The sequence below is a fragment of the Lentzea terrae genome (assembly GCF_003265345.1).
GTDB classification, from domain to species: Bacteria; Actinomycetota; Actinomycetes; order Mycobacteriales; family Pseudonocardiaceae; genus Lentzea; species Lentzea terrae.
The window spans coordinates 118,193-140,283 of record NZ_QFWW01000008.1 but is presented as its reverse complement, the minus strand read 5'-3'; the positions used below and the strand labels follow the sequence as shown (position 1 = coordinate 140,283).

At 70.4% G+C, this 22,091-nt stretch carries 16 protein-coding genes; 4 read left to right on the top strand and 12 right to left on the bottom strand.

The window, feature by feature from the left end; genetic code table 11:
- The first annotated feature begins 104 nt into the window (after positions 1–104).
- Both DI276_RS14965 and DI276_RS14960 read left to right on the top strand, forming a co-directional pair.
- Positions 105–1,031: a hypothetical protein gene (locus tag DI276_RS14965; RefSeq protein WP_112263952.1), complete on the top strand. Its 927-nt coding sequence runs from the start codon at positions 105–107 to the stop codon at positions 1,029–1,031.
- A 611-nt stretch (positions 1,032–1,642) separates the two neighbouring features.
- Entirely contained in the window at positions 1,643–2,248 is a 606-nt protein-coding gene (locus DI276_RS14960; protein ID WP_112263951.1) for a C39 family peptidase, read from the top strand.
- A 24-nt stretch (positions 2,249–2,272) separates the two neighbouring features.
- Here DI276_RS14960 and DI276_RS53600 read toward each other — a convergent pair whose 3' ends face one another.
- The 9 genes from DI276_RS53600 to DI276_RS14915 form a co-directional block, all read right to left on the bottom strand.
- Positions 2,273–3,565, bottom strand: a complete 1,293-nt coding sequence (locus DI276_RS53600; protein ID WP_112263950.1) for a COR domain-containing protein — start codon at positions 3,563–3,565, stop codon at positions 2,273–2,275.
- A gap of 12 nt (positions 3,566–3,577) precedes the next feature.
- Entirely contained in the window at positions 3,578–5,404 is a 1,827-nt protein-coding gene (locus DI276_RS53595; protein ID WP_112263949.1) for a leucine-rich repeat domain-containing protein, read from the bottom strand.
- Between the two features lie 96 nt (positions 5,405–5,500).
- Positions 5,501–6,385 carry a dienelactone hydrolase family protein gene (locus DI276_RS14945; protein WP_112263948.1) on the bottom strand — a complete coding sequence of 295 codons (885 nt, stop codon included), beginning with the start codon at positions 6,383–6,385 and terminating at the stop codon, positions 5,501–5,503.
- A 32-nt stretch (positions 6,386–6,417) separates the two neighbouring features.
- The gene (locus DI276_RS14940; RefSeq protein ID WP_112263947.1) at positions 6,418–7,812 is read right to left on the bottom strand and encodes an FAD-binding oxidoreductase; all 1,395 of its coding nucleotides are present in this window, start codon (positions 7,810–7,812) and stop codon (positions 6,418–6,420) included.
- A gap of 79 nt (positions 7,813–7,891) precedes the next feature.
- Positions 7,892–9,742, bottom strand: coding sequence for an ABC transporter ATP-binding protein (locus DI276_RS14935; RefSeq protein WP_112263946.1), 1,851 nt, complete (start codon positions 9,740–9,742; stop codon positions 7,892–7,894).
- Complete coding sequence (locus DI276_RS14930) at positions 9,739–12,621, bottom strand: type 2 lanthipeptide synthetase LanM family protein (RefSeq protein WP_112263945.1); 2,883 nt, start codon at positions 12,619–12,621, stop codon at positions 9,739–9,741. Before DI276_RS14930 ends, DI276_RS14935 begins: the two co-directional genes overlap by 4 nt.
- Positions 12,622–12,652: 31 nt before the next feature.
- Complete coding sequence (locus DI276_RS14925; RefSeq protein WP_112263944.1) at positions 12,653–12,838, bottom strand: DUF6229 family protein; 186 nt, start codon at positions 12,836–12,838, stop codon at positions 12,653–12,655.
- Positions 12,839–12,880: 42 nt separating this feature from the next.
- On the bottom strand, positions 12,881–13,672 hold the full coding sequence (locus DI276_RS14920; RefSeq protein ID WP_157984715.1) for an AfsR/SARP family transcriptional regulator: 792 nt from the start codon (positions 13,670–13,672) through the stop codon (positions 12,881–12,883).
- Positions 13,673–13,676: 4 nt separating this feature from the next.
- Entirely contained in the window at positions 13,677–16,463 is a 2,787-nt protein-coding gene (locus DI276_RS14915; protein ID WP_112263942.1) for an AfsR/SARP family transcriptional regulator, read from the bottom strand.
- 475 nt (positions 16,464–16,938) lie between these two features.
- Here DI276_RS14915 and DI276_RS14910 point away from each other — a divergent pair, with 475 nt between their 5' ends.
- Together DI276_RS14910 and DI276_RS14905 are read left to right on the top strand one after the other, a co-directional pair.
- Entirely contained in the window at positions 16,939–18,099 is a 1,161-nt protein-coding gene (locus DI276_RS14910) for a hypothetical protein (protein ID WP_112263941.1), read from the top strand.
- Positions 18,096–19,913 carry a tetratricopeptide repeat protein gene (locus tag DI276_RS14905; RefSeq protein ID WP_112263940.1) on the top strand — a complete coding sequence of 606 codons (1,818 nt, stop codon included), beginning with the start codon at positions 18,096–18,098 and terminating at the stop codon, positions 19,911–19,913. Before DI276_RS14910 ends, DI276_RS14905 begins: the two co-directional genes overlap by 4 nt.
- Here DI276_RS14905 and DI276_RS14900 read toward each other — a convergent pair whose 3' ends face one another.
- The 3 genes from DI276_RS14900 to DI276_RS14890 are packed head-to-tail and all read right to left on the bottom strand — an operon-like array spanning position 19,914 to position 22,041.
- The gene (locus tag DI276_RS14900) at positions 19,914–21,344 is read right to left on the bottom strand and encodes a WXG100 family type VII secretion target (protein ID WP_157984714.1); all 1,431 of its coding nucleotides are present in this window, start codon (positions 21,342–21,344) and stop codon (positions 19,914–19,916) included.
- Positions 21,341–21,658: a type VII secretion target gene (locus DI276_RS14895; protein WP_112263938.1), complete on the bottom strand. Its 318-nt coding sequence runs from the start codon at positions 21,656–21,658 to the stop codon at positions 21,341–21,343. Before DI276_RS14895 ends, DI276_RS14900 begins: the two co-directional genes overlap by 4 nt.
- Positions 21,658–22,041, bottom strand: a complete 384-nt coding sequence (locus DI276_RS14890) for a YbaB/EbfC family nucleoid-associated protein (RefSeq protein ID WP_112263937.1) — start codon at positions 22,039–22,041, stop codon at positions 21,658–21,660. The genes DI276_RS14895 and DI276_RS14890 overlap by 1 nt, the downstream gene beginning before the upstream one ends.
- Positions 22,042–22,091 lie beyond the last annotated feature (50 nt).

The following is a 22,091-nucleotide window of genomic DNA, read 5'->3' as shown; positions in this document are numbered from 1 at the left end:
GTGTACAGATGACACACCCGAACGAGTGACTGGCGAATCGACGCCGTAACGGCCGGTCCACGCTCGACGACCCCGTGTAGAAGGCCCTCCACGCGGGAGGCTGCATGACGGGCACCAACTGGCTGGAGATCCAGAATCGCCTGCTGGCCTCCTACGAGGAAGTCCGGCAGGAGCTGGAGCGCATCCCCGGGGTCGTCGAGGTCGGGGTCGGCTTGCGCCGCCGGGCAGGCGCGCTCGTCGACGAGGCCGTCTACGTCGTGTCGGTGCGCCGCAAGCTGCCGCCCGAGCAGGTTCCGCGCGGCGAGCTCGTCCCGTCCGAATCCGCGGCGTACCGACGGAGGTCGAGGAGCAAGGCCGAGACCGAACGCCTCTTGGCACTGCTGCCGGACGTCCGCGACCGGCTGATCGGCATCCCCGGCGTCACGAAGGTGGCGGTCGGTGTGCGGGAACGCGGTGGCGAGCTCACCGACGAGTTCGTGTTCCGGGTGCACGTCGAGCAGAAGCTCCCGGCCGACGAGGTTCCGGCCGACCAGATGGTCCCCGCGGAGGTGGCGGGCGTGCCGACCGACGTGGTGGTCCGGCGGCGGCCGGTGCCCGAGATCGGCTTCGGCGACGAGGACGACTGGACCTCCTACTCCCCCAAGGTGGGCGGCAGCCGGCTGGGCGCCGAGGTCGCCGGCGGCACCGGCACGCTCGGCTGCTTCTGCGAGCGCACCTCCGACGGCAAGGTCGTCTTCCTCAGCAACTGGCACGTCCTCATCGATCCCGGCGGGGCCAACGGGGACGGGGTCGGCCATCCGAAGTGGTGGAAGAGCTGCTGCTGCACCACCGGCAAGATCGGTGAGGTCGTCGACTTCGACGAGGATCTCGACTGCGCGATCGGCCTGCTGGACAGCGGGTCACCTACGCGCCGAAGATCCGCAGGATCAAGCGGGCGGACGGCACCACCGAGCTCGAGGGCCGGATCGAGGGTTCCGCCGCGCCCGTCGCCGACGACGAGGTGTGGAAGGTGGGCGCCCGCACCGGGTTGACCAGGGGCACCATCACCGACATCGATCCGGAGGAGATCGAGGTGACGCCGCTGGCCGCGTTCCCCCGCATGAGCAACAAGGGCGACTCCGGCTCGGTCTACGTCAGCCTGGCCAGCGGCAACGTGTGCGGCCTGCACCGCGCGGGCGACGCGCCTGGACCGGCACCTGGACTCCGCGGGCCCAGTCCCAACCGAGGATGGTCTCGACTGCGAGTTCTGGAAGGAGCGACTGAAGGACTTCAGCCAGCGCATGAGCGGAGACGGAGACGGCGTTCACGTTCCGGCCGGCTGGTCAAGAGGTCGTCGACGAGATCAGTACCAACTTGGACCGTCAAAGACCCGTCAGCACCGCAGCCCAAGGCGGTCAGCCCGCATTCAGGAGGCTCAGGAGGGCAGTTCGCCGCTTGCTCAACGGCTGACACCGGAATTGCACGAGTGACGCGAATGTGCTGACCGACGAGGTGTCGAGTCCGCTCGATCCGCCGAGTTGATGCTCGTTCCGGACGTGGTGCTGGAAGATTCAAGGCATGTCTGCCATGCACTCGCTCACGCTGGTCGCGCGCAGCGGACCCGACCACCCGAGCGCCCGCCACGTCGCCGTTGTGAGGGAGCGTGTCTGAGCACGTGTTTCCGACCGTCACCCAGTTCGCCAGCGCCGACCTGGTCGAAGCCATCGTCTACCGGGGCCACGACCCGGCGGAGGACGCCGGCTGGAGGGAGTCCGGCGCTCCGGACCTCGCCACCTACGCGCGCTGGTGCGGGCACATCTGCGGGATGGCCTGTCTGCGCATGGCGCTGCTGAGCCGTGATGGTCAGGCGCCGTCCCTCTTCGACCTCCTCGACGGCGCGCGCAAGTACGGCGCGTACACCGAAGAGGGGCGGGACATCCGGGGCCTCATCTACGCGCCCTTCGCCGAGTACGTCAGGTCTGAACACGGACTGACCGCTGAGGTGCACGGTCGCCTCCAGACCGACGAGCTCGTCGGGCTGCTGGACGCCGGACGCATCGTGATGGCTTCCGTCCACAAGGAGATCCGGCGTCCTGACCGGGCTGCTCCGGGACAGGGCGGTCATCTCGTGCTCGTCACCGGCCACGCGGCCGGCACGCTCAGCTTCCGCAACCCCTCCGGGCACACCGCCGAGACCCGTGACGCCCGGCTTCCCGTTGCGCTCTTCGCCGGCTTCTACGGGCAGCGCGGCGTCTCGATCACCTGGTAGGGCTCAGTTCGTGTTCAGGATCGGCTACGAGCCGGCAGGCAGCTCGGGAAGGCCCGGATCGTAGAGGCTGTGGTGGGCGGGACACACCCAGGCGATGTCACCAGAAGGCGTGTGCACTCGCCGCAAGTCGCCGAACCCGCTCACCGGGTCGAGGGTGAGGAGCAGTGACCGCAGCGTCCGCAAGCCCGCGCCTTCGGCCTTCGTCATGCCCTGCGGCATGGAGGTGGTGGACTCGCCCTGGCTCTGCGGCAGCTTGTCGGCGAGCGTCTTCGTGAGCTCGATGTCCGCCTTGACCAGGTCGAGCTCGTCCTTGGTCAACGTGGTGGCGTAGCCGGCGCCGGCCACCGGAACCACGAACCGGAGCATCGAGGCGATGAACCGCACGTACGGGCCGACGGTGGTGATCCATTCCTTGGTGGGCTTGAAGTCGTACGTCGCGTCGGCCCAGGGGTGCTCGTGTCCCGACTCCTCGCACCACAACGTGATCTTGTAGTGCAGGCGGGTGGACATCGCGTGCACGACCGCTCGCCGGTCGGCCGGCGCGATCGTGAAGAGGCGAGGGCAGTCCGTCACCTCCGTGCTGAGCATGCGCAACGCGACTCGGAGGTGGCGCTGCGTCTCCGCCTCGAAGACCCGCTGGTGCCTGGCCTCCACAGTCATCGAGTTCTCCATGCGGCTCAGCTGTTCTCGTTGCTGCACCAGGGCTCGTTCGACGTTGCGCACCATGACCTCGAGCGAGCCGGTCGGCTGGGACAGACCGGAGATCAGCTCTTCCACGTCGCTCCACGACGCGCACGACGTGCAGATGATCCGGCGTTCCCTGCGCTGTCGGAACTTGACCAGCGCGCGGTACGGGAAGACGCCCACGCACCGCGTGCCGTCGCTCTCCGTTTTCCCGCACGGCACGAGGAACTCGTAGGTCAAGCCCTTCCACCGGTGGTGGATCAGGTCTTCGACGCCGTCCTTCAGCACGTGGAAGAAGTATTCGGGCGCCGGGCCGAACACGGTCAGCCGGAGGTCTCGGTCGTTGGGCATGAGCTCGAACAGAGCCTCTGCGTCGTGCTCCTCGTGGCGCAGCACGACGCCGCGTCGCCAGTGCTTGCCGACGGAGAACCGGTGATTGCGCACGGTCAGCCAGGCGATCAGGCCCGGCGCTTCCTCCCCGGTCCGGCAGATCGCCCGGATCACCCGACGGCGCGGCTCGACGTCGACCGCCTTGTCCTGCCAGATGTGCGTTGGCCGCTCGTACGGCACGAGCTGCGCGACCAGGCTCGCCCTCGAGTCCGGCAGCCGGTAGGAGACGTCGAACTTCTCCATCAACCGCAGGAACTACGGGTGGAACTCGGACGGGTAGAGCGGCCTTCCGCCCGGCGACCAGACGGTGCTCAGCCGGTCGTGCGGCAGTTCGCCCGCGTTCTCGCGGGTGAAGTCGTCCTCCAGCACGTATCCGATGGCTTTGGTGAGCCATTCCGGTCGCAACACCACGAGGTCCCGCAGACCGTCGTCGTCCGCGTAGTTGATGATGTGGCCGAGGTCGTGCATCAGCCCGGCGAGGGTCGCGGTGCTGTCCTCGGACAGTCCGTGCGACGCGCTCACCCGTTCGAAGGCCAGCCGGGTGATGTGCGACTCCTCATTTGCGAGCACCTCGTCACGGGCCAGCCGCCAGCTGTTGTTCAGCAACTCCCCCATCTGCGGCAGGCCGGCCGCGTGGCGGGCGATCGCCGCGCGCAGTTCGGCGATGCCCTCGCCGGTTTGGCTGTCCACCCGGAAGTAGTCGACGACGAGCTGGGGGAACTTGGACTTGAGATGGCCGAAGTCGAACTCGGCACGCCGTTCGCTCGCGTGCGTCGCGACGACGATCAACCTCGCCTGGTCGGCCACCCGCAGCCTGATCCGCCGGCACCACGACTCGACCCCGTTCTCGAGCTGGCCCTCCCGCGGCTTCCACACGCACAGGTACAGGGCTCGCCGGGAGAAGAAGAACTGGTGCGTGATCCGGTAGACCTCCTGGCCCCCGAAGTCCCAGGTGTTGAGGGTCATGCGAGCGTTGAGCTCGGGATGCGGCAGGTCGAGCGTGCCGATCTCGATGCCGTGCGTGGTAGGCCGGTTGTGCACGAACTCGTCCTCACGCAGCGCCGCGACGAGCGAGGACTTCCCGACGCCTCCCTCGCCGACCAGCAACACCTTCGCCTCGTACTGAGGTGCGCTGTCCTCCAGACTGCGGAGGTAGTTGAGCAGCGCCGGAACGCCGCGGGCGAGCAAGGTCGAGTACGGCTCGACCAGCGGATTTCCGTTGAGACGTAACAGAACTCCTGGCGGCAGGTACCCCAGTTCCCTGGGCAACCTGGTCAGCCGATTGCCCGACAGGTCCAGCTCGCGGAGGCTGCTGAGCTTGCCGATGTCCGCCGGCACCTCGGTCAACGCGTTGAACTCGAGCCGCAACGTCTCGAGGTTGCGCAGCGTCCCGATCTCAGCGGGCAACGCGCGGAGTTTGTTGTGCGAGAGGTCGAGCACCCGCAGCAGTCGCAGCTTGCTGATGTTGGGGGACACCTGGGACATGTCGTTGTATTCGAGCAGGAGCTGCTCGAGCTCGCGCAGCTGGCACAGGTCGTCGGTCAACATCAGCAGCTCGTTGTTGGCGGCGTCGAGAGTCCGCAGCTGACGCAGCCGGCCGATCCGGGCGGGCAGGGCGGTCAACAGGTTGCCGCTGACGTCGAGCTCCTCCAACGCGCCGAGCCCACCGAGCCCGGCAGGCAGTTCGTCCAGGTCGTTGTCGGAGACGTTGAGGTAGCGCAGGTTCGCCAGCTTCTGGATGTCCGCGGGCAACCTGGAGATCTTGTTCTGGGCGACGTTCAACGCCGTGAGCTGGGCCAGGTTCGTCAGCGACGCGGGCAACTCGGTGAGGTCGTTGTCGCTCACGTCCAGACACTCCAGCGCCAGGAGCTCCCCCACCTGACCAGGGAGCTCCTTCAACGCGTTGTTGTACACGTCGAGGTTGACGATGTCGCTGTGCAGATGACGTCGAGGATCGAGCTCGCTGATGCCGACGTAGGCGAGATCGATCGTCGGCTTTCTGCCCTCGATCGCGAGCAGCGCCTGCCGGTACTTCTGGTCGCCGGTCAGCACGTTCCGCTCGGGCAGGTAGTCCGCCGGCAAGACCGCCTCCTCTGTTTGGAGGCATTCGATCGTAGTGCGCGGCTCCTCCCGGTTTAAGACGCTTCGACCGGAGGTCGATCAACTGTCCTGGTTTTGTCAGGTTTTGGTGTCGGCGGCGTCGAACCAGTTCAGCGTTCGGCGCCACACCTCCGTCGCCGCGTGCGGGTTGAACCGGGCGCCCGTGTCGTTGAAGAAGGCGTGATCAGCCTCGGTGAAGGTGAGGAGCTCGTACTTCAGCCGCGCCGCCTCCAGCGCTGCCTTGGCCGCCGGGCGGGTTGCGTTGACTCGGGCGTCCAGGCCGCCGTAGACACCGAGCACGGCGGCGCGGGAGCCGGCGAAGGTGCCGCCTTCCGGGAACGGGCCGTAGTAGGCGGCGCCCGCGGCCAGGCGTGGCTCGTTCGAGGTGAGCAGGCGCCACACCATGTTGCCGCCGAAGCAGTAGCCGACCGCGCACAGCTTCTTGCCGCGCACGCGCCGTTTGAGCTCGGTCAGGGCGGCCTTCATGTCCGCCACGAAACGGTCCGGCGGGATCCGCGACAGCGCGGCCGCCACTTCGGCCTCGCCGGGGAACGAGCCGGTGCCGCCCTCCTCGGACAGCAGGTCGAGTGCGAGGGCTGAGTAGCCGCTGGCGGCGAACCGGCCGGCCACCGTGCGGATGTGGTCGTTCAGGCCGCGGTTCTCGTGGATGACCAGCAGGCCGCCACGGGGTTTGGCCGCAGGCGCCCAGGCGGCCATCAGTGGCACGCGGGGGCCTGGGAAGGTGATCGACTCCCGTGGGACGGGAGCCCAGCTCGTTTCGGACGAGGAACGCTTGCCGCTTTCCGGTTCGGCTGCCGCCGTGCCCGCGGACAGCAAGCCGGCCGCGGCCGCACCGGTCACGCCGAGCAGGCCCAGGCGGCGGAGCGCTTCCCTTCGGTTGATGATGCCGTCAGCCAGGTCTTCCGCGACTTCTTCTGCGAGATACCGCTGAATCTCCGTCATGGCCGCTCCCAGCAGAGTGGTATCGGACGAGCCTAGACCTCTGTGGAGATCGACTGGCCGAACCTGAAGGCACCGACAGGGTCGTGAGCCCGCTTGACTTCGCGCAGCCGTGCGGCGTTGGTGCCGTAGTAGGCGTGCTCCCAGTCGGGCAGGTCCGGATCGGGGTAGTTGGGATAGACGTGCCCGCTGCCGTGGGGATGCGTCAGCGCCCAGCTCGACGTGGCCCACCGGCTCGCGGCCCGGCGTTGCTCGTCGGTGGCGCGGCGGCCGGTCAGCACCGCGTGCCTGATCATGAAGCGGGCCTCGCGGTGCACGAACGCGGTGGCGTTGCGAGGAACCCGGCCGATCGCACCGCGCCACGGGACGAGCTCCAGCTCCCGGTGCTGGCCCTCGACCCGCTCGTGCACGAGGCCTGCGACGAGTGCGGCGATGGTGTCTTGGGGCAGCGGGTGGTCGAAGAACTCGGACTTGGTCACGCGGAGGCCGGGCCGGTCGCCCGGCGGCGGTGGGTCGAACGGGACCTCGGTGGCGGGCAGACCGGCATAGGTGTGGTGGCAGGCGGCGGCTCGGCCGGTCAGCGGGGTCAGCGAGGTCTCCGCACCGGGGATGCGATCGGTGAAAGCGGCGAGCTCAGCCACGTCCCCGACGACGACGCCGAAGACCGTCACCGAAGGCGGTTCGTCGAGCGAGTCCGGCACCGTCAGCGCGACCTCGGCGTTGACCTCGTCCGCGGCGTCAGGTGCCCACTGCTGCCACGCCTCGATCACGGCTGCTGCCTGGTGGTACGGCCACCGGACGCAGAACGAGACCAGCGCGGGCGCCGGTCGGGTGCGCAGCACGGCTGAGGTGACCGCGCCGAAGTTGCCACCGCCCGCGCCGCGCAGCGCCCAGAAGAGGTCAGGCTCGTGGTCGGCATCCGTCCGCACGGTCCGGCCGTCGGCCAGCACGACTTCGGCGGCCAGCAGGTGGTCGGCGCCGAGCCCGTAGAACCGGCTGAGCACACCGTATCCGCCGCCGAGCAGCGCGCCGGTCACGCCGACCGTCGGGCACCAGCCGCACGGCACCACCCGGTCGTGGTCGGCCAGGCGCCGCGCCAGACCGCCGACCAGGACACCAGGGCCGATCGTCACGGTCCCGGCACCCACGGCGATCGAGGTGAGCCCGCCGAGATCGATCAGCAGACCGCGGGTGGACGAGTGGCCGGCGAAGCTGTGGCCGCCGCCGCGCAACGCGAAGGGCAATCCGCAGGACCGCGCGAACGTGATCGCCTCGGCCACGTCGGCCGGGTCGGCGCAGCGCACGACGGCTTCGGGGAGCACCTCGTCGAGACCCCGGACGAACGCCGTGCGCGCCGACGAGTAGCCGGGTTCTCCTGGCAGCACGAGCCGGCCGTGCAGGCCGCGGGCCAGGCTCTGCAAGGCCGTCACGTGGTCGCGCCGGTGTACAGGTCGCCCAGCAGCACCAGCCAGCCGCGCAAACCGCGGACCAGCCCCTTCAACTCGGCCGTCACGTGGTCGCGCCGGTGTACATCTCGACCTGCAGCCCGTACAGCTGCGCGTACCGGCCCCCCGCCGCGAGCAGTTCGTCGTGCGTGCCCCGTTCGACCAGGCTGCCCTCGTGCAGCAGGTAGATCTGGTCGGCGTTGCGCACGCTGGCCAGCCGGTGCGTGATCAGCACGACCGTGCGGCTGCCCGCGAGTTGCCGCAACGACTCGTACACCGCGTATTCGGCCTTGGCGTCCAGCGGGGCGGTGGGCTCGTCCCAGATGACCAGCGGCGCGTCCCGGAACAGTCCGCGTGCGACGGCCAGGCGTTGCCACTGCCCGCCGGACAGCTCGTGGCCGTCGCGGAAGTACTTGGACAGCAACGTTTCCCAGCCACGAGGCAGCCCCTCGACCACCTCCGTGGCACGCGCCGAGTCGGCCGCGGAACGTAACGCCGCGTCGCCGGGATCGACACGGCGGTGGCGGCCCACCCGGACGTTGGTCCTGGCGTCGTGCGGCCACCGGACCGGGTCCTGCAGCACCACGACCACCTGGTCGGCCACGTCGAGCTCGGCGACGTCGCGGTCGTCCCAGCACACCTGGCCGCTGCTCGGCCGGTACAGGCCGGCGATGACCTTCGCCAGAGTGGTCTTGCCGGAGCCGTTCTCCCCCACCAGCGCGATGATCTGTCCTTTGTGGAGGGTTAGGCTGACGTCTCGGACGGCGTCCACAGCAGCGCCCGGATAGCGGAAACCGACGTCGTGCAACGTGATCCGGTTCGGGGGTCCCGCGACGGCACCAGCCGAACGACGACGTTCTCCTGCCGCACGAAGAAAAGACTGGTAGTCGCTGACGTAGAGGCTCTGCTCGAACAACTCGTTGCAGGCGCGCACCAGCTGACCGAGCGCCAACGAAGACGTCCGGATCGCGATCACCGCCGTGCCCGCGACCGCCAGGGGAATCCAGCCGGCGTACAACAACAATCCCAGCGCCACGAACGTGAGAGCGGTGGCCACCCCGGCACACGCCCGGCCGGCGATCCCGGTCCTGGCCTGGGCGAGCCCAACGGAAACCTCGTGGTCCCGCAACACATCCGCGACCTGCCGGTACTCGCCGAGCACGAACGGCTCGGCCTGGCAGGCCCTGATCTCGGCCGCCGGTTCGCGTTCGGTGGCCAGGTCCGAGATCATCCGCAGCCTGCGGTTCAACGTCACCAGGCGGGTCATGCCCTCGTAGCCCAGCCGGGCGGAGCGGAAGACCGCCCAGCCCTCCGGCAGCAGGCTGACCAGCAGCACGGGCAACAGCACCGGATGCAGCACACCGATGATGCCGGCGGCGCCCACGACGGCGAAGACCGCGCCGAGCAACGCGACCACATTGCTGGTGGCCTGTTCCAGGTAGAACAGGCCGCGGTCACGAGCCCGGTGCATGCGGTCGTAGAAGCGGTCGTCGTCGAACGCGATCAGCTCGGCGTGCAGGCTCGCGTCGAACAACCGCTCCTCGGCCACCCGGCGCACCCCTGGCACCACCCGCGCGGTGGCCAGCGCGACGCCCGCGTCCATGGCGGCCCGAGCCGAGTAGGCAAAGATCACCAGCAGCAACGACGGCACGGCCGCGAGCACCCGCTGCGCTGTCGGCCCCGCGGTCAGCAGTTCCTCGAGCACGCCGGTGGTCGCCAGCAACCCGAACGCCCCGGTGACGCCGGACGCGACCTGCAGCACGGCGATCACCGCGGCGGAGCGGGGCGCCGCCTGCCAGATCACCTCCACGACCGGCCTGCCCGCCGCGGGAAAACGGCGCAGCAGCTGCCAGAACGAGAGCGGCCTACCGGTGTCGTCGAGCCGCCAGTACGGGGACGCCAGCGCCTCGGTCATCGCCGGATCGGTCCAGGATCAGGCAGTAGAACGCTGGGCAGCGTGCAGTCCGGATGCATCCGCAGGAGCTGGTAGGCCACTCCGCCGAGCCCCGGCAGCAGGCCGGGCGAGAACGCCTCCCTGGCCATGCCGCTGATCGGGCCGTGCTCCTCCAGGCTGCTGAGCACGTGACCGTCCAGCGTCACCCGGTCCACGGGTCCCACCCCGGCGCCCAAAGCAGAGTCGACGACCTCCCACACGCCGAGATCTCCGTGGCAGAGCGTGTGGTTCCAGCCCAGGCCCGACTCCCAGCACGCTTCGGCCGCGCGCCGCAGCACGTCCCTCCAACGCCCTTCGCCGTTCTGCAGCAGATCGGCGGCGGCGACACCGATGCCGCCCGCACCGTGGCACCAGGCCGACGCGGCCATGCCCGGCGAACGCAGGTCCCGCCAGCCGCGCAAAGCCGGGTCGTAGAGCGACTCCTCGTAGGTGAACGCGGCTTCCGCGCCACGCCGGTGCGCGGCGTCGCCGGTGACCGCGGCGAGCCGGGCGAGTGCCCAGCCCATCCCGGTCACCCCGTGGGCGAACCCGCCGATCCCTTCCGGGAACGCGGCGGTCGGCCAGCAGCCCTCAGATGTGGCCGCGCCGATCAACCGGTCCCCGATCTGAGCCGCGAGGACCGTCCACCGGTGGTCGGCCTCGGCGAGCCGCAGCAGAGGCACCACCGCGCCCGCCATCCCGTGCAGCACGTCGAACGACTCGTCGACCCGCACACCGGCGGCGACCTGTCCGGCGAGTGCCGACGCTCGCTCGAGTCCCCCGGCCACCCCGATCCGGTGCAGCAGCAGCCATCCCCAGATCTGCGACCCGAGCCCGATGTAACCGCCGGGCGGCTCGGGACGCATGGCCGGCTCGCCTGCGTGCTCCCGCGCGATCTGGTCCTCGCCGAGCCGCATCGTGTACACCACGGCGGCGAGCAGGGAGTCGAGGCCTGAGACCTCGTCCGCCCGGTCGGCGTTCATCTCGACGATGTACGCGGCGAGGAGAACCGCCATCCCGGAGAGCCCGCCGTAGAGGTCAGGCCCGAGCGGCGTGACCGCCCATCCGGTTGGGTTGAGCACCGGCGCGATCCAGGTGACGGACCCGTCGTCGGCCCGCAGAGCGTGGTCCCGCACTGCGCGAACGATGTCCGCCGCCTGGGTGCGCCGACGGCGGTCGAGGTCGTCCGTGCGCACGGCGGTGGCGAGCAGGCGGCGGTCGTCCGGCAGCCAGCCCTCGTTCAGGTAGGCGCTCACCAACGCGGCCTCTGCCACCTGCCGGTCGAGCGCGAAATCGTTGCCGCGCCACCGGTGCAGCGCGTCGGCGACGAGATCCAGCGGTTCGCCCCAGGTGGTGCCGCCAGGCCCGGTCAGCACACCGTCGCGCGGTGTCGTGGCGAAGAACGGCACGTCGCCGGCGAGCAGGTCCGCGATCTCCGCGTCGATCACCGCCGGGTCACCGGGCGCACCCGGCGCGGTCTCCGCCTGCTTGGCGAGCAACCCGGCGGCGCGCTGCCGGGCGGCCTGCTCGCCGTGCAACGAGGTCGGGTGCCAGAGCATCCGGCCCAGCTCGGCGTAGGTCTCGGTGGCACGGGCCACGATCCGCACCGGGCAGTCGGCAAATCCGGCCAGCAACGGTTCCAGCCGGCCTTCGCGATCCATCTCCAGCAACCGCTCGGTCAGCTCGGTGAAGCCGTCGTAGATCCGTTGCCAGTGCTTGCCGAGCATCGGCTCGGCGCTGGGATGGTTGGCGGCCAACGCGATCGGGGCCTGCACCAGTTCCACCCTGGCGAGGTCCGTGCCGCCGCCGACGACCATCGGGACGGGCGCGGACGGCTGCTGGCCCGGCAACGAACCGATCGCGGACGAGTCGACGCCGCGCCAGCCGAGCGCGAGGCCTCGGCCGGGCAACAGGCCGGTCCGCAGCACGGTGCCGCCGACGAGACTGACGGCGCGGTCGACGGCGAGCCCGTAGCCGGACGGCTTGCCGAGCTCGTGCACGGGAGTGAACAGGGTTTCGCAGTCCACGACAACAGGAACCGGGCCGGCCGCGATCAGGTTCTCCGCGTGCAGGTCGCTGCCGCCGAGCAGGCGCATGACCGCGAGCCAGTGGCCCATCCCCCGGTAGAACGCGCGCAGCTCCTCGTCGCCGGAGCAGTAGCGGTGTTCGACGTGTGCGGCCCACCCGTAGCCGTCCCGCAGCAGCACATCGGGAACGCGGATCCGGCTGGCCGCGGGCTCGTCGGACAACAGCGCGCGCAACAGCCGGCCGAGCACCGCGTCGACTTCGACCGACCTCGGCTTGTAGACGACTCGACCGGCCGTGCAGCGCAGGACAGCCACGGTCTGCCCACCGCGGTGGCTGTCGCCCGCGCCGAACTCGACGGCGGTGAGCGTGCCGGGTGCCTTGCCGAGCAACGCGGCGAGCGAGGCCCGGTCCGCGCTGAACCGGTGGGCCAGCTGAACAGCCGCGGCGCAGCGGTTGCCGACCACCGTCGACAACCGCTGCCGCAGCTGCGGATAGTGCTCGTCCAGCCCGTCCCAGAACCGGCTGTCGCTCGCCCCGGCCAGCCACTGCGCGAACCGGGCCGCCGGATCCGCCGCGGTGAGCGCACCGGTGATCCGCGCGGCGTTCAGCTCGAGCACCAGCACGCGGCAAACCTTGCGGTACACGGCTTCCCGCACCGTGACCGAGGCCGCCGTGTGCACGACGTCCCGCTCCTCGTCGGCCAGCCCCGGCACCGCGCGGAGCTCGGCCGCGAGGCCTGCCAGGGCGGGCGCGACCAGGGGATCGAGCGCTGGGCCGAACTCACCTGCCAGTTCGTCGGGAAAAGCCGGACGCGGTTCATCGTTCCGCAGCATGGCCGCTGAAGCTCCTTTGTGGGCTACCGACTCAGCAGCACTGCCGTCCCTGCGAATAGGTGCAGACCGTGCCGCACTTGCCGGAGTGGCCGGTCATGGTGAGCTCGTGCTCGGCGTACTCGCCGCTGGGGAACAGCGGTCCGGCCGGGCCGTCCACGTCACCCGTGCGCCAGCCGGCGACGATGTCCTGAGCACGTTCCTTCATGAGCGTGGGCATCCTGCACTCCTTCACGAATAGTTCGGTTGACGCCGAATGCGGTCAGCATCCGTACGGCCGTTGCAGTTCGGTTGCAGAACCGGTCCGGAGGATCGAGAGGTGCAGGTCGCGGGTCTGCGGAGCCGGATCGATGCCCAGCTCGTCGGTCAGTTCGGCGCGCAACCGCTGGTAGGCGAGCACCGCGCGGGCCGGCTCGCCCACCGCCGCGTGCGCCTCCATCAGCACGCGGTAGGCCGCCTCGTCCAGCGGGTCCGCCGCGATCGCGATCTCCGCCACGGCCCGCGCCCGTTCGGGATCACCGGTGCGCAGCGCGCTTTCCGCCGCCACGTGCCACGCGCGGCGCACCAGTTCGGCGTGCCAGCGCCGCGCCTGCTCGGCCCACTCCCCCGCCGGGTGGTCCGTCAGCACCTGCGCCCCGCCGACCAGCCCCAGCGCCCGATCCGCGGCAACGCGTCCGTCCGCCGGCTCGCCCGCACGCAGCGCCAGCTCCGCCTCGGTGAGCAACGACTCCGCGTCGTGGACGTCGACCCGCACCGCGTCACCCAGCCGGTAGCCGGAACCGGCGCCCACGACCACCTCCTGCCCGAACCCGGCCCGCAGGCGACTCACCAGGGTGGCCACGCCCGCGACGGGGCGGCGTGGCGGACGATCACCCCACAGCGCGTCGGCGAGGACGTTCACCGTCACCCACTGACCGCACCGCAGTCCCAGCACCGCCAGCAACGTGCGCGCCTTGCGGCTGCCGATCTGGGCCGCGACCCGCGTCTCGCCCGCCCGGCACATGACCGTCTCCCCGACCAGCCGCAGGCACCAGCCCCGCCTCCCGCGATCCATCCGGTCAGGATCGCGGGCGGCGATTCGGAAACTCTTCGGGATCTGTTGCATCCGCAGGCAGGGCCAGCAAACGCTCCGCTCGTGCCGCCTGCCCGGCGCGGTGCTGGGCGCGGTACAGCGCGAGCGCCTGCCCCCACACCTCCCGTGCCGCCTCGTCCTGCCCGACGACGCGGTACGTCTCACCGAGGTGCTCGAGCGTGCAGGCCTCGGCGTAGACGTCGCCGCACTCGCGCCGCAGGATCAGCGCCTGGTGGTAGTGGTGCAGCGCCTCCTGGTGCCGCCCGGTGCAGTGCGCGATGTATCCCAGGCTGTTCAACGCCTCCGCTTCGCCTTCACGGTGGCCGTGCTCCCGGTGCACGGCCAACGCCATGGCGCAGCGGACCCGTCCGAGCTCGTGGTGACCCAGACGAGCCAGACACCACCCGGCCGTCTCCAGTGCGTTCGCGGTCCACACCGAGTTGTCGAACAACCGGGAAAGCCGCACGAGCCTCGCGGCGTGCAGCCACGCCCCGAGGTGGTCGTCCTGCACGTCCCGGATCCACGCGAGCAGCTGGTGCGCGCGGGCCTCCCCGAAGAGGTCACCGCACCGCGAGCTCAGCGCCAGCGCCTGGTTCAGGTGGTCCTCGGCCGCGGTGTGGTCACTCGCCTGGCCGTACGCCTGGCCCAGCTGCCGATGCGCGTGCGCCTGCAGCATCGGGACGCCGAGCCGGTCGGCGGCCACGAGACCGGCCTGCCAGCAGGCGAAGTGGTCCTCCAGGTGCCCGCGGCGCAGGTGGAAGATCGTCAACGCCCACGCCACCTGCCAGACGACCGCGTCCCACGAGTGCTCCAGCGCGAGACGCTGAACGGCACGCAGGCCGGCGTTGTTGGCCTCGAACCACGCCAGCGCGGCCGCGCGGTCCGGCAGCTCCAGCGGCACGCTGCCGGGTGCGGGCGGGTCCAGGTCGATCGGTGGCCGGTGCGGGTACAGCAGATCGGCCGCGCGACACGCCGTGTGCAGGTGGAAGTCGACCAACCGCCGCAGCGCCGCGTCGCGGTCCGCGCTCGGCTGGTCCCGCAGCGCGCGGTCGATCGCGTACAGGCGCACCAAGTCGTGCATGCGATAGCGGCCGGGCCGGTGTTCGAGCACGAGATGAGCGTCGGTCAGCGCACGCAGGAGCACCGCCGTGGCGGGTGCCGGCCTCGCGACGAGACCGGCCGCGGCCGCCAGTTCGACGTCCGGGCCGGGTGCGAGACCGAGCAGCCCGAACATCGTCGCCGCGCGCTCGTCCAGGGCCTCGTAGGACGACGAGAACACCGCCCGCAGGTTCGCCGACAGCTCACCGGCGTCCAGCGCGTCCAGCCCGGCGTCCCTGAGCTCCTCTGCCAGCACCGACAACGGGAAGTGCGGCCGGGCCGCGGCGCGCGCCGCGACGATGCTCAGGGCCAGGGGCAGGCCGTCGCAGTGCTTCAGCAGCTCGGTGACGGCCTCCGGCTGCTGACCGGTGGGCAGTTGCGCGGTGAGCAGTTGCCGGGCCTCGTCGTCGGCCAGCAGGTCGAGCGTCATCAGCCGGGCGCCGAAGGCCGCGCGCAGACCGGACAGCTGCCGGCGGCCGGTGACCAGCACCGTCACCGACGGCGACCCCGGCAGCAGTGGGGTCACCTGCTCGGTGTCACGGGCGTTGTCCAGCACGACCAGCATTCGCCTGCCCGCCACCGTGCTCCGGTAGAGCGCGGCCTGCGCGTCGGGATCGGCGGGGACGGTCGCGGGGTCCACGCCGAGCGCGTGCAGGAAGCCCCGCACGACCGCCGGCCACGGCACCGGTTGCCCCGTCGGCTCGAACCCGCGCAGGTTCACGTACAGCTGCCCGTCCGGGAACCGTTCGGCGTTGTCGTGCGCCCACCGCAGCGCCAGCCAGGTCTTGCCGACACCGCCGACGCCGCCGATCACCGAGATCATCAAGGTCGCCGGGTCACCGTGCGCATGGCCGAGCTCGTCGAGCTCGGCCGCACGACCGACGAATGCGCCCGGCGGAACGGGCAGCTGCTGCGGAACGGGCTGCCGGGAGGGTGCCACCGCGACGGTGAGGTCGGCGCTCAGCGCCCGCAGGTGCAGCCGCTGCAACGCCGGACTCGGATCGGCGCCCAGCTCCTCGGCCAGTCGCGCGCGAATCCGCTGGTAGTGGTCGAGCGCCTCGGCCTGCCGCCCGCAGTGGTACAGGGCGAGCATCAGCTGCGCCGCCAGCCGTTCGTCCAGCGGATGTGCCTCCGACCAGCGTTGCAGCCTGGGCAGCAACTCGGTGTGCCCGCCGAGGCGCAGCTGCACGTCGGTGCGGTCGAGCTCGGCCGCGAACCACTCGGCCTCGACCGTTGCCCGCATCCCGTTGAGCCACGGCGTGTTCAGGCTGCCGAACGGGTTGCCGCGCCACAGTCCGCAAGCCTCGTCGAAGAGCGCGGCGCGCGCGTGGTCGTCCTCGTTCGCCCGCGCTCGTCGTACCAGGGCGCGGAACCGGTGCAGGTCCACGGCCATCGGGTCGACCTCGAGCAGGTAACCGCGCGACTGCTGGGTGATGCGGGCCTCGTCGCCGAGAACCGCGCGCAGCCTGCTCACATAGCCGTACAGCGCGTTGCGCGGCCGGCGTGGCAACCGGTCTCCCCAGACGCGGTCGATCAGCCGCTCCACCGACACCACCCGCGCCGGCTCGGCCAGCAACGCCACCAGCACGCACCGCTGCCGGGAGTGGCCCACGTCCACCAGCTGCTCGCCGACGTGCACCTCGACGTCGCCGAGCAGCCGGATCTCCGCCGTCATGATGCCCTCATCGCGGAGCTGCTGAGCAGGCACTTCAAGGTTTTCCGAAGCTTTCCGGATGGTCCGCGGCTCACGGTCTGGTCGTGGCGCCGCCGCGCCTCCGGGGGGAGGACCTGACCTTCCCCTGCCGTGGATAGGGAGAGGTCCCATGAAGAAGATCGTTGTGCGCAAGCCCGGCACGGTCCGGCTGACCGCGCCTGCCGTGTACTGCTACTGCAGCTGCTGCTGCACGGTCCAGCCGAACTAGTGCCGTAACCGCCTACCTTCGCCGCGTCTTTCAGCGCCCAGCAGGGCGCCTCGCGGCACCGGCCCCGCGCCCACAGCCAACCAGGATGAGGACGCGGGGCCGGCACCACGATCCACCCGTCTGAACGCCGAAATACGGGGCAAAGGCAGGCGGTCACGGCACTAGCCAGTCGCAGACCCGCGGGTGCGGCACCACCGCACCCGCGGGAGACGAGTCCCGGGGTGGTCCATGGCAGTGCAGCTCGCCTTCCACGATCTGTCCTATGTAGACGACGGGGACGAGGTGGTAGTCGGCAGGCGCGACATCGACTCGTACGGCGTCTTCCCGCCGGACGGAGCGGCGCTTGTGCGCAAGCTGGCGAACGGGATGGAGCCGGCGGCCGCAGCGGCCTGGTACCAGGACACGTACGGCACGGCGGTCGACATGACCGACCTGATCGACACGCTGCGAGAGCTCCGGCTGCTGCGGGAGCACGACGAGCCGGACCCGCGTCCGGTGCGCTGGCAGCGGCTGGGCCGGTGGCTGTTCTCCCCCGCCGCGTGGGTGGTGTACGCATGCCTTGTTGTCGTCGCAATCGCCGTTTGCGTAGCACGACCGGGCCTGATTCCACATCGCGGCAACATCTTCTTCACCGACTACCTGGTCGTCATCGAGGTGACGCTGCTGCTCGGCCAGGTTCCGCTGACCCTGCTGCACGAGTGGTTCCACGTCATGGCCGGACGGCGGCTGGGCCTGCGGTCGAAGGTCGGGCTCGGCTGGCGCATGTACTTCGTCGTGTTCGAGACGTCGCTGGACGGCCTCGTGTCGGTGCCCCGGCGGTCGCGCTACCTGCCGATGCTGGCGGGCATGCTCATGGACCTGCTGGTGATGTCCGCGCTGACGGTGCTGGCGTACCTCACGTGGGACTCGCTGCTCGCCAAGGTGTGCCTGGCGTTCGCGTTCACCACGTTCCTGCGCATCACCTGGCAGTTCTACTTCTTCCTGCGCACCGACGTGTACTACCTCGTCACGACGGTGCTGGGCTGCGTCGACCTGCAGACCACGACGCGGGAGATGCTCCGCAACCGGGTCAACGCCGTCCTGGGCCGCCCGCTGACCAGCGAGGCCCACTGGCACCCCCGCGACCGCGCGGTGGCTCGGTGGTACCTCCCGCTGCACGTCGCGGGCTACGCGTTCATGATCGCGTTGCTCGTCACCGTGCTGCTGCCCATGACCTGGCAGTTCCTCGGCAACGCCGGGCACACGCTGCTCTCCGACGACGTGCCGCCGGCCAGGGTCGCCGACGCCGCGATCGTCCTCACCACCGCGGTCGCCCAGTTCGCACTCGCCGGATACCTGGCACTGCGGGCACGGCGGAACCGCGCCACATCAGCTCAGGAGGAGTCATGAACCGGATCTTCGTGGACGCGCACGCACGGTTGCGCGGACCGTACACCGCAGGTGGTGCGCTCCTGCGCTCATTGGTGCCGGATGCCCTGCGCGTCGCACCGGAGCTCGTCGCGCGCCACGACATCGAGATCCTCGCGATGGCGCCGGAGCTGCGCGCGGTGCTGACGTGCACCAGGGAGAACCTGACCTCCACCGCGTCGCTCGACGAGCGCACCCGGTACTACCCCATGAACTACACCTGGCGGCTCGCCCAGGGCGTGGCCGACTTCCTCATCGAGTACCTGCCGATGACCGGTGAGCCGACCACGCTCGTCGTCGACCACGCCGACGACGCCGATGCGACGGACAAGTTGCTGCTCTCCACGCTGCAACGCCGCGTCGACCCCGCTGTGCTGACTGTCGTGGCAGGCACGGACCTTTCAGTGCCGCACGACAATCGGACTCCCGCTGAGCGGTACGTCGCGTCCGAATGCCTCAGCGAAGACCCCGCCGAACGGGCCGCGTACGAGGAGCTGTCCGCGTCCGACCGTGCCGCGCTGCACGACGCCCGTGCCGACGAGCTGCTGGCCCGCAACGAGTTCTCCCTGACCCTGGGTGCGATCCCCTACCACCGCGAACGCGGAGCCGATCCGCGCGGCGCGGGCGCAGACGAGTTGTTCGCCGCGCTCACCCACTGCGGTCTGATGGGCTTCTACGACGCCGTGCGCGACCTGGGGAACCGCTGCCTGGCCCTGCTCGACTGGGCCACGCAGGTGGAGCGCTGCTGGATCGTCACCATGAAGATCAGCCTGGCGCACACCATGACCGACCAGCCGGAGCTGGCCGCGGAGGCCTACGAACAGGCCTGTGCCGCGAGCGCGGATCCCAGCGTGCACCTGCAGGCCGCCTACGGCCGCGCGATGCTCTACACCCGTTTCTACGAGCAGGGCCAACGCGATCACCAACAGGCGAAGGCGCACATCAACACGGCCATCGCCATCGCCTCGCTGTCACCGGGAAAGGCGAGGCGCGCCTACAACGTCACGTTCCAGGAGAACGGCCTGGCACTGATCGAGATGCACCTCGGCGACCTCGACGAGTCGCTGCGCCTGGTCACGGCGGGCCTGGACCGCATGAACACCGAGCTGGAGCCCGGCACCGAGATGCTGCACCGCTCGGTGCTCATGTCGAACCGGGCCCAGCTGCTCACCAGGATGCGCCGCACCGAGGAGGCCGAGGCGGCCTGGGCTGAGGTGATCGCCGTCGACCCGAACCACTCCGAGTACTACTTCGAACGCGCGGGCCTGTACCGCCGGCTCGGCAGGTACAACGAGGCGATGGCCGACTACGCGACGGCGATCAGACTGGCCCCGCCCTATCCGGAACCGCACTACAACAGGGCGGACCTGGCCCAGGAGCTCGGTGAACTCGACCTGGCCGAGGCCGAGTTCACCCGCGTGCTCGACCTCGACCCCGAGTTCGTCGACGCCTACGTCAACCGCGCGAGCCTGCGGTACGAGCGCGGCGACGCCGAGGGCGCCGCGGCCGACGTCTCGGCCGGCCTCGCCGTGGATCCCGACCAGCCGCACCTGCACTGCCTGCGCGGCCTCCTGGCGTCCGACACCGGAAACGCCGACGACGCCAGGGAGTCCTTCGAGACCGCGCTGCGTTTGGACCCTCAGCTGACCGGCGCGCTCGTCAACCTCGGGGTGCTCGCCTACGAGAGCGACGACCGCGCGCTGGCCGTCGAGTACTTCGACCGGGCACTGGAGATCGACGACGACCCGGACGTGCGGGCCAACCGCGAACTGGCTCTCGCAGCCGGCTCTTCGTGACTACTTGGCCCAGGGCTCGTTCGTCCACGGCAGCGTGTAGCGGCCGTTGGCGAGCTCGCGCGCACGGTTCAACGCGTCCTCTCTGGTGGCGTTGGGGTTGTTGGCGAACCAGTCCCTCCAGCCGTCGTTGTACTTCTCCTTGTTGTGGATCTGGCTGTGCGTCTTGTCGTCCACCCAGGTGCACCACTTGGGGTCGGACGTGTCGATGCGGAACCGGTCTCCGGCGAACTCCTTGTGCAGCTCGGCCGGGAAGGGGTGGTGTGCGTGGTAGTCCCGGCCGTCGTTCGGCGGCGGCCCGTGGATGGCCTCGCACTGCTCGCGGTAGTTGCGGCCGCGCTCGTAGTCCTGTTTGAACCGCTTCTCCAGCTCTTTGCGCTGTTCCATGTCCCGTTTGAGGAGCTCGCGCTCACGCTCGAGGAACTCCTTCTCGTTGCGCTGCTGGAGAGTCTTCTGCGGGGGATCGAAAACGGTGGGCTGCTTGGACTTCCGCGGTTTGCCCGGTGGAGGATTGGCCGGTGGTGGATTGGCTGGTGGCGGGGTCGTCGGCGGCGGGTTGGTTGGCGGCGGCTTGGTTGGTGGCGGGTTCGGTGGCGGCGGAGTGGTCGGCAGGTTCGTCGTCGGCGGCTTGGCCGGTGCCTGCGGCCCGGAACGGCCACCCCCGCCGCCACCACCGCAGACGTCGTCGAACGGGTTGAGCGTGTACACCTCGCCTGGTATGGGCTTCTGCCAGAGCGGCCCGCAGTTCATCGCCAGCCGAACTGGCTGCGCACCGGCCGAAGCGACCGCCGTGTCCCCACCGCCGCCCAGCAACGACTCGACGTTGCTCATCGACTGCCGCACCTCGTCCTCGACACGGACGATCGGCGCGCGGTAGGCGTCGATCATGCTGGAGGCCTGCGCCAGCACGTTCGGCGTGACGCCGCCCTCGACCGCCGACGCCGTCCGGACGTACGAGACCAGCCGCTGGACCAGGTCCGCGAGCCGATCTGCGGCAGTGCGCCGGGCATCGGCGACCACCTGCCCCATGTTGTCCGCGAGCGTGCCGACCATCGACGACAACGAAGCCGTCTCCTGCAACGCACCGGTGACTTCGGAGGCCCGGTTCCGATAGCCGGTACCGGAATCCGCCCGCCACCCGGCGGTGTCGGACGCGGCGATGCTGCCGAGGCGCTGCCCGACCTGCCCGACGGACTCGCCCACCCGCCGCCAGGTGTCGGCGAACGACTGGATCGCTTCGGCGTTGCCGGCCAACCGGTCCACCACGTCCTGCAGTTCCTGGACCTGTCCCGCGAGCGCGCCGAGCCCGGCCGAGCCGAGCTGGTCGATCGGCCGCGTGGCCGCACCGAGCCCGCCCATGCCCCCGCTCGCGGCGAGACCGCCCGCGACCCAGCCACAACCGGTGACGGCATCGCACACACCAGACGTCCTCATCGGAGCCCACTTCCCGCCGTGCGAATCCCGTCAACCGACTCGCCTTCCCGCCGGTCGAACTCCGCGGCCGACGCCCGCACCTTCGCCGCCTCCGCCTCCAGGCACTCGACGGCCAGCCGCAGCGTCGCCATCCCGGCCTCCGCCAACTCACCGAGCAGCGCGGCGAACGGCCGGCCGGTCTGCCCGTACGCGTCGCCGGTGATGTTCTGCCCACCGGCCAGCTCCACTGTGGACCGGAGCTCGTCGGACAGCCTGACCACGTTGATCGAGTGCGCGGTCAGCGCCGTCGTGTCCACTTCGAACGAATCGCTCATCAGATCCCGTCCTCCATGACGCTCTGCCCGTCCCAGTCGTCATCCACGCGGTCCGGCACCCGCTGTCTGCGCGGCTGCCACGCGGCCCGCGGAGCCGGTTCGGGAAACCGCTTTCTCGCGTCGGCCACGACGAGCTCCGCGGCGGGGTCGTTCGGCCCGACCGTCTCGAACAGGGCTCGCCCCAACAGGTCCGGGATCCGCGCCTGCGCCCGCGCCAGGCACTCCATGACCTGCGCCGCCACCGCACCGTCGCGGAGCACCAGACCGGTCAGCACACCGGAGGCCGCCACCGTGACCCGCACCGTCCCGTCTCTGGACGACTCGGTCACCGACAACCGCGCGATCCTGTCGTTGAGCTCGTCCCACTTCGCACTTCCAGCCACAACGCCTCCCTCGTAGGCGGGAAAACCGCAGCAGCTGGCACACGCATCGC

Coding starts and splice junctions, on each gene's coding strand:
- DI276_RS14930 (WP_112263945.1), bottom strand. CDS start 12,621: ATGCTGCGGAACGATGAACCGCGTCCGGCTTTTCCCGACGAACTGGCA.
- DI276_RS14900 (WP_157984714.1), bottom strand. CDS start 21,344: ATGAGGACGTCTGGTGTGTGCGATGCCGTCACCGGTTGTGGCTGGGTC.
- DI276_RS14915 (WP_112263942.1), bottom strand. CDS start 16,463: ATGACGGCGGAGATCCGGCTGCTCGGCGACGTCGAGGTGCACGTCGGC.
- DI276_RS14965 (WP_112263952.1), top strand. CDS start 105: ATGACGGGCACCAACTGGCTGGAGATCCAGAATCGCCTGCTGGCCTCC.
- DI276_RS14905 (WP_112263940.1), top strand. CDS start 18,096: ATGAACCGGATCTTCGTGGACGCGCACGCACGGTTGCGCGGACCGTAC.
- DI276_RS14925 (WP_112263944.1), bottom strand. CDS start 12,838: ATGCCCACGCTCATGAAGGAACGTGCTCAGGACATCGTCGCCGGCTGG.
- DI276_RS14895 (WP_112263938.1), bottom strand. CDS start 21,658: ATGAGCGATTCGTTCGAAGTGGACACGACGGCGCTGACCGCGCACTCG.
- DI276_RS14910 (WP_112263941.1), top strand. CDS start 16,939: ATGGCAGTGCAGCTCGCCTTCCACGATCTGTCCTATGTAGACGACGGG.
- DI276_RS14935 (WP_112263946.1), bottom strand. CDS start 9,742: ATGACCGAGGCGCTGGCGTCCCCGTACTGGCGGCTCGACGACACCGGT.
- DI276_RS14945 (WP_112263948.1), bottom strand. CDS start 6,385: ATGACGGAGATTCAGCGGTATCTCGCAGAAGAAGTCGCGGAAGACCTG.
- DI276_RS14920 (WP_157984715.1), bottom strand. CDS start 13,672: ATGGATCGCGGGAGGCGGGGCTGGTGCCTGCGGCTGGTCGGGGAGACG.
- DI276_RS53600 (WP_112263950.1), bottom strand. CDS start 3,565: ATGGAGAAGTTCGACGTCTCCTACCGGCTGCCGGACTCGAGGGCGAGC.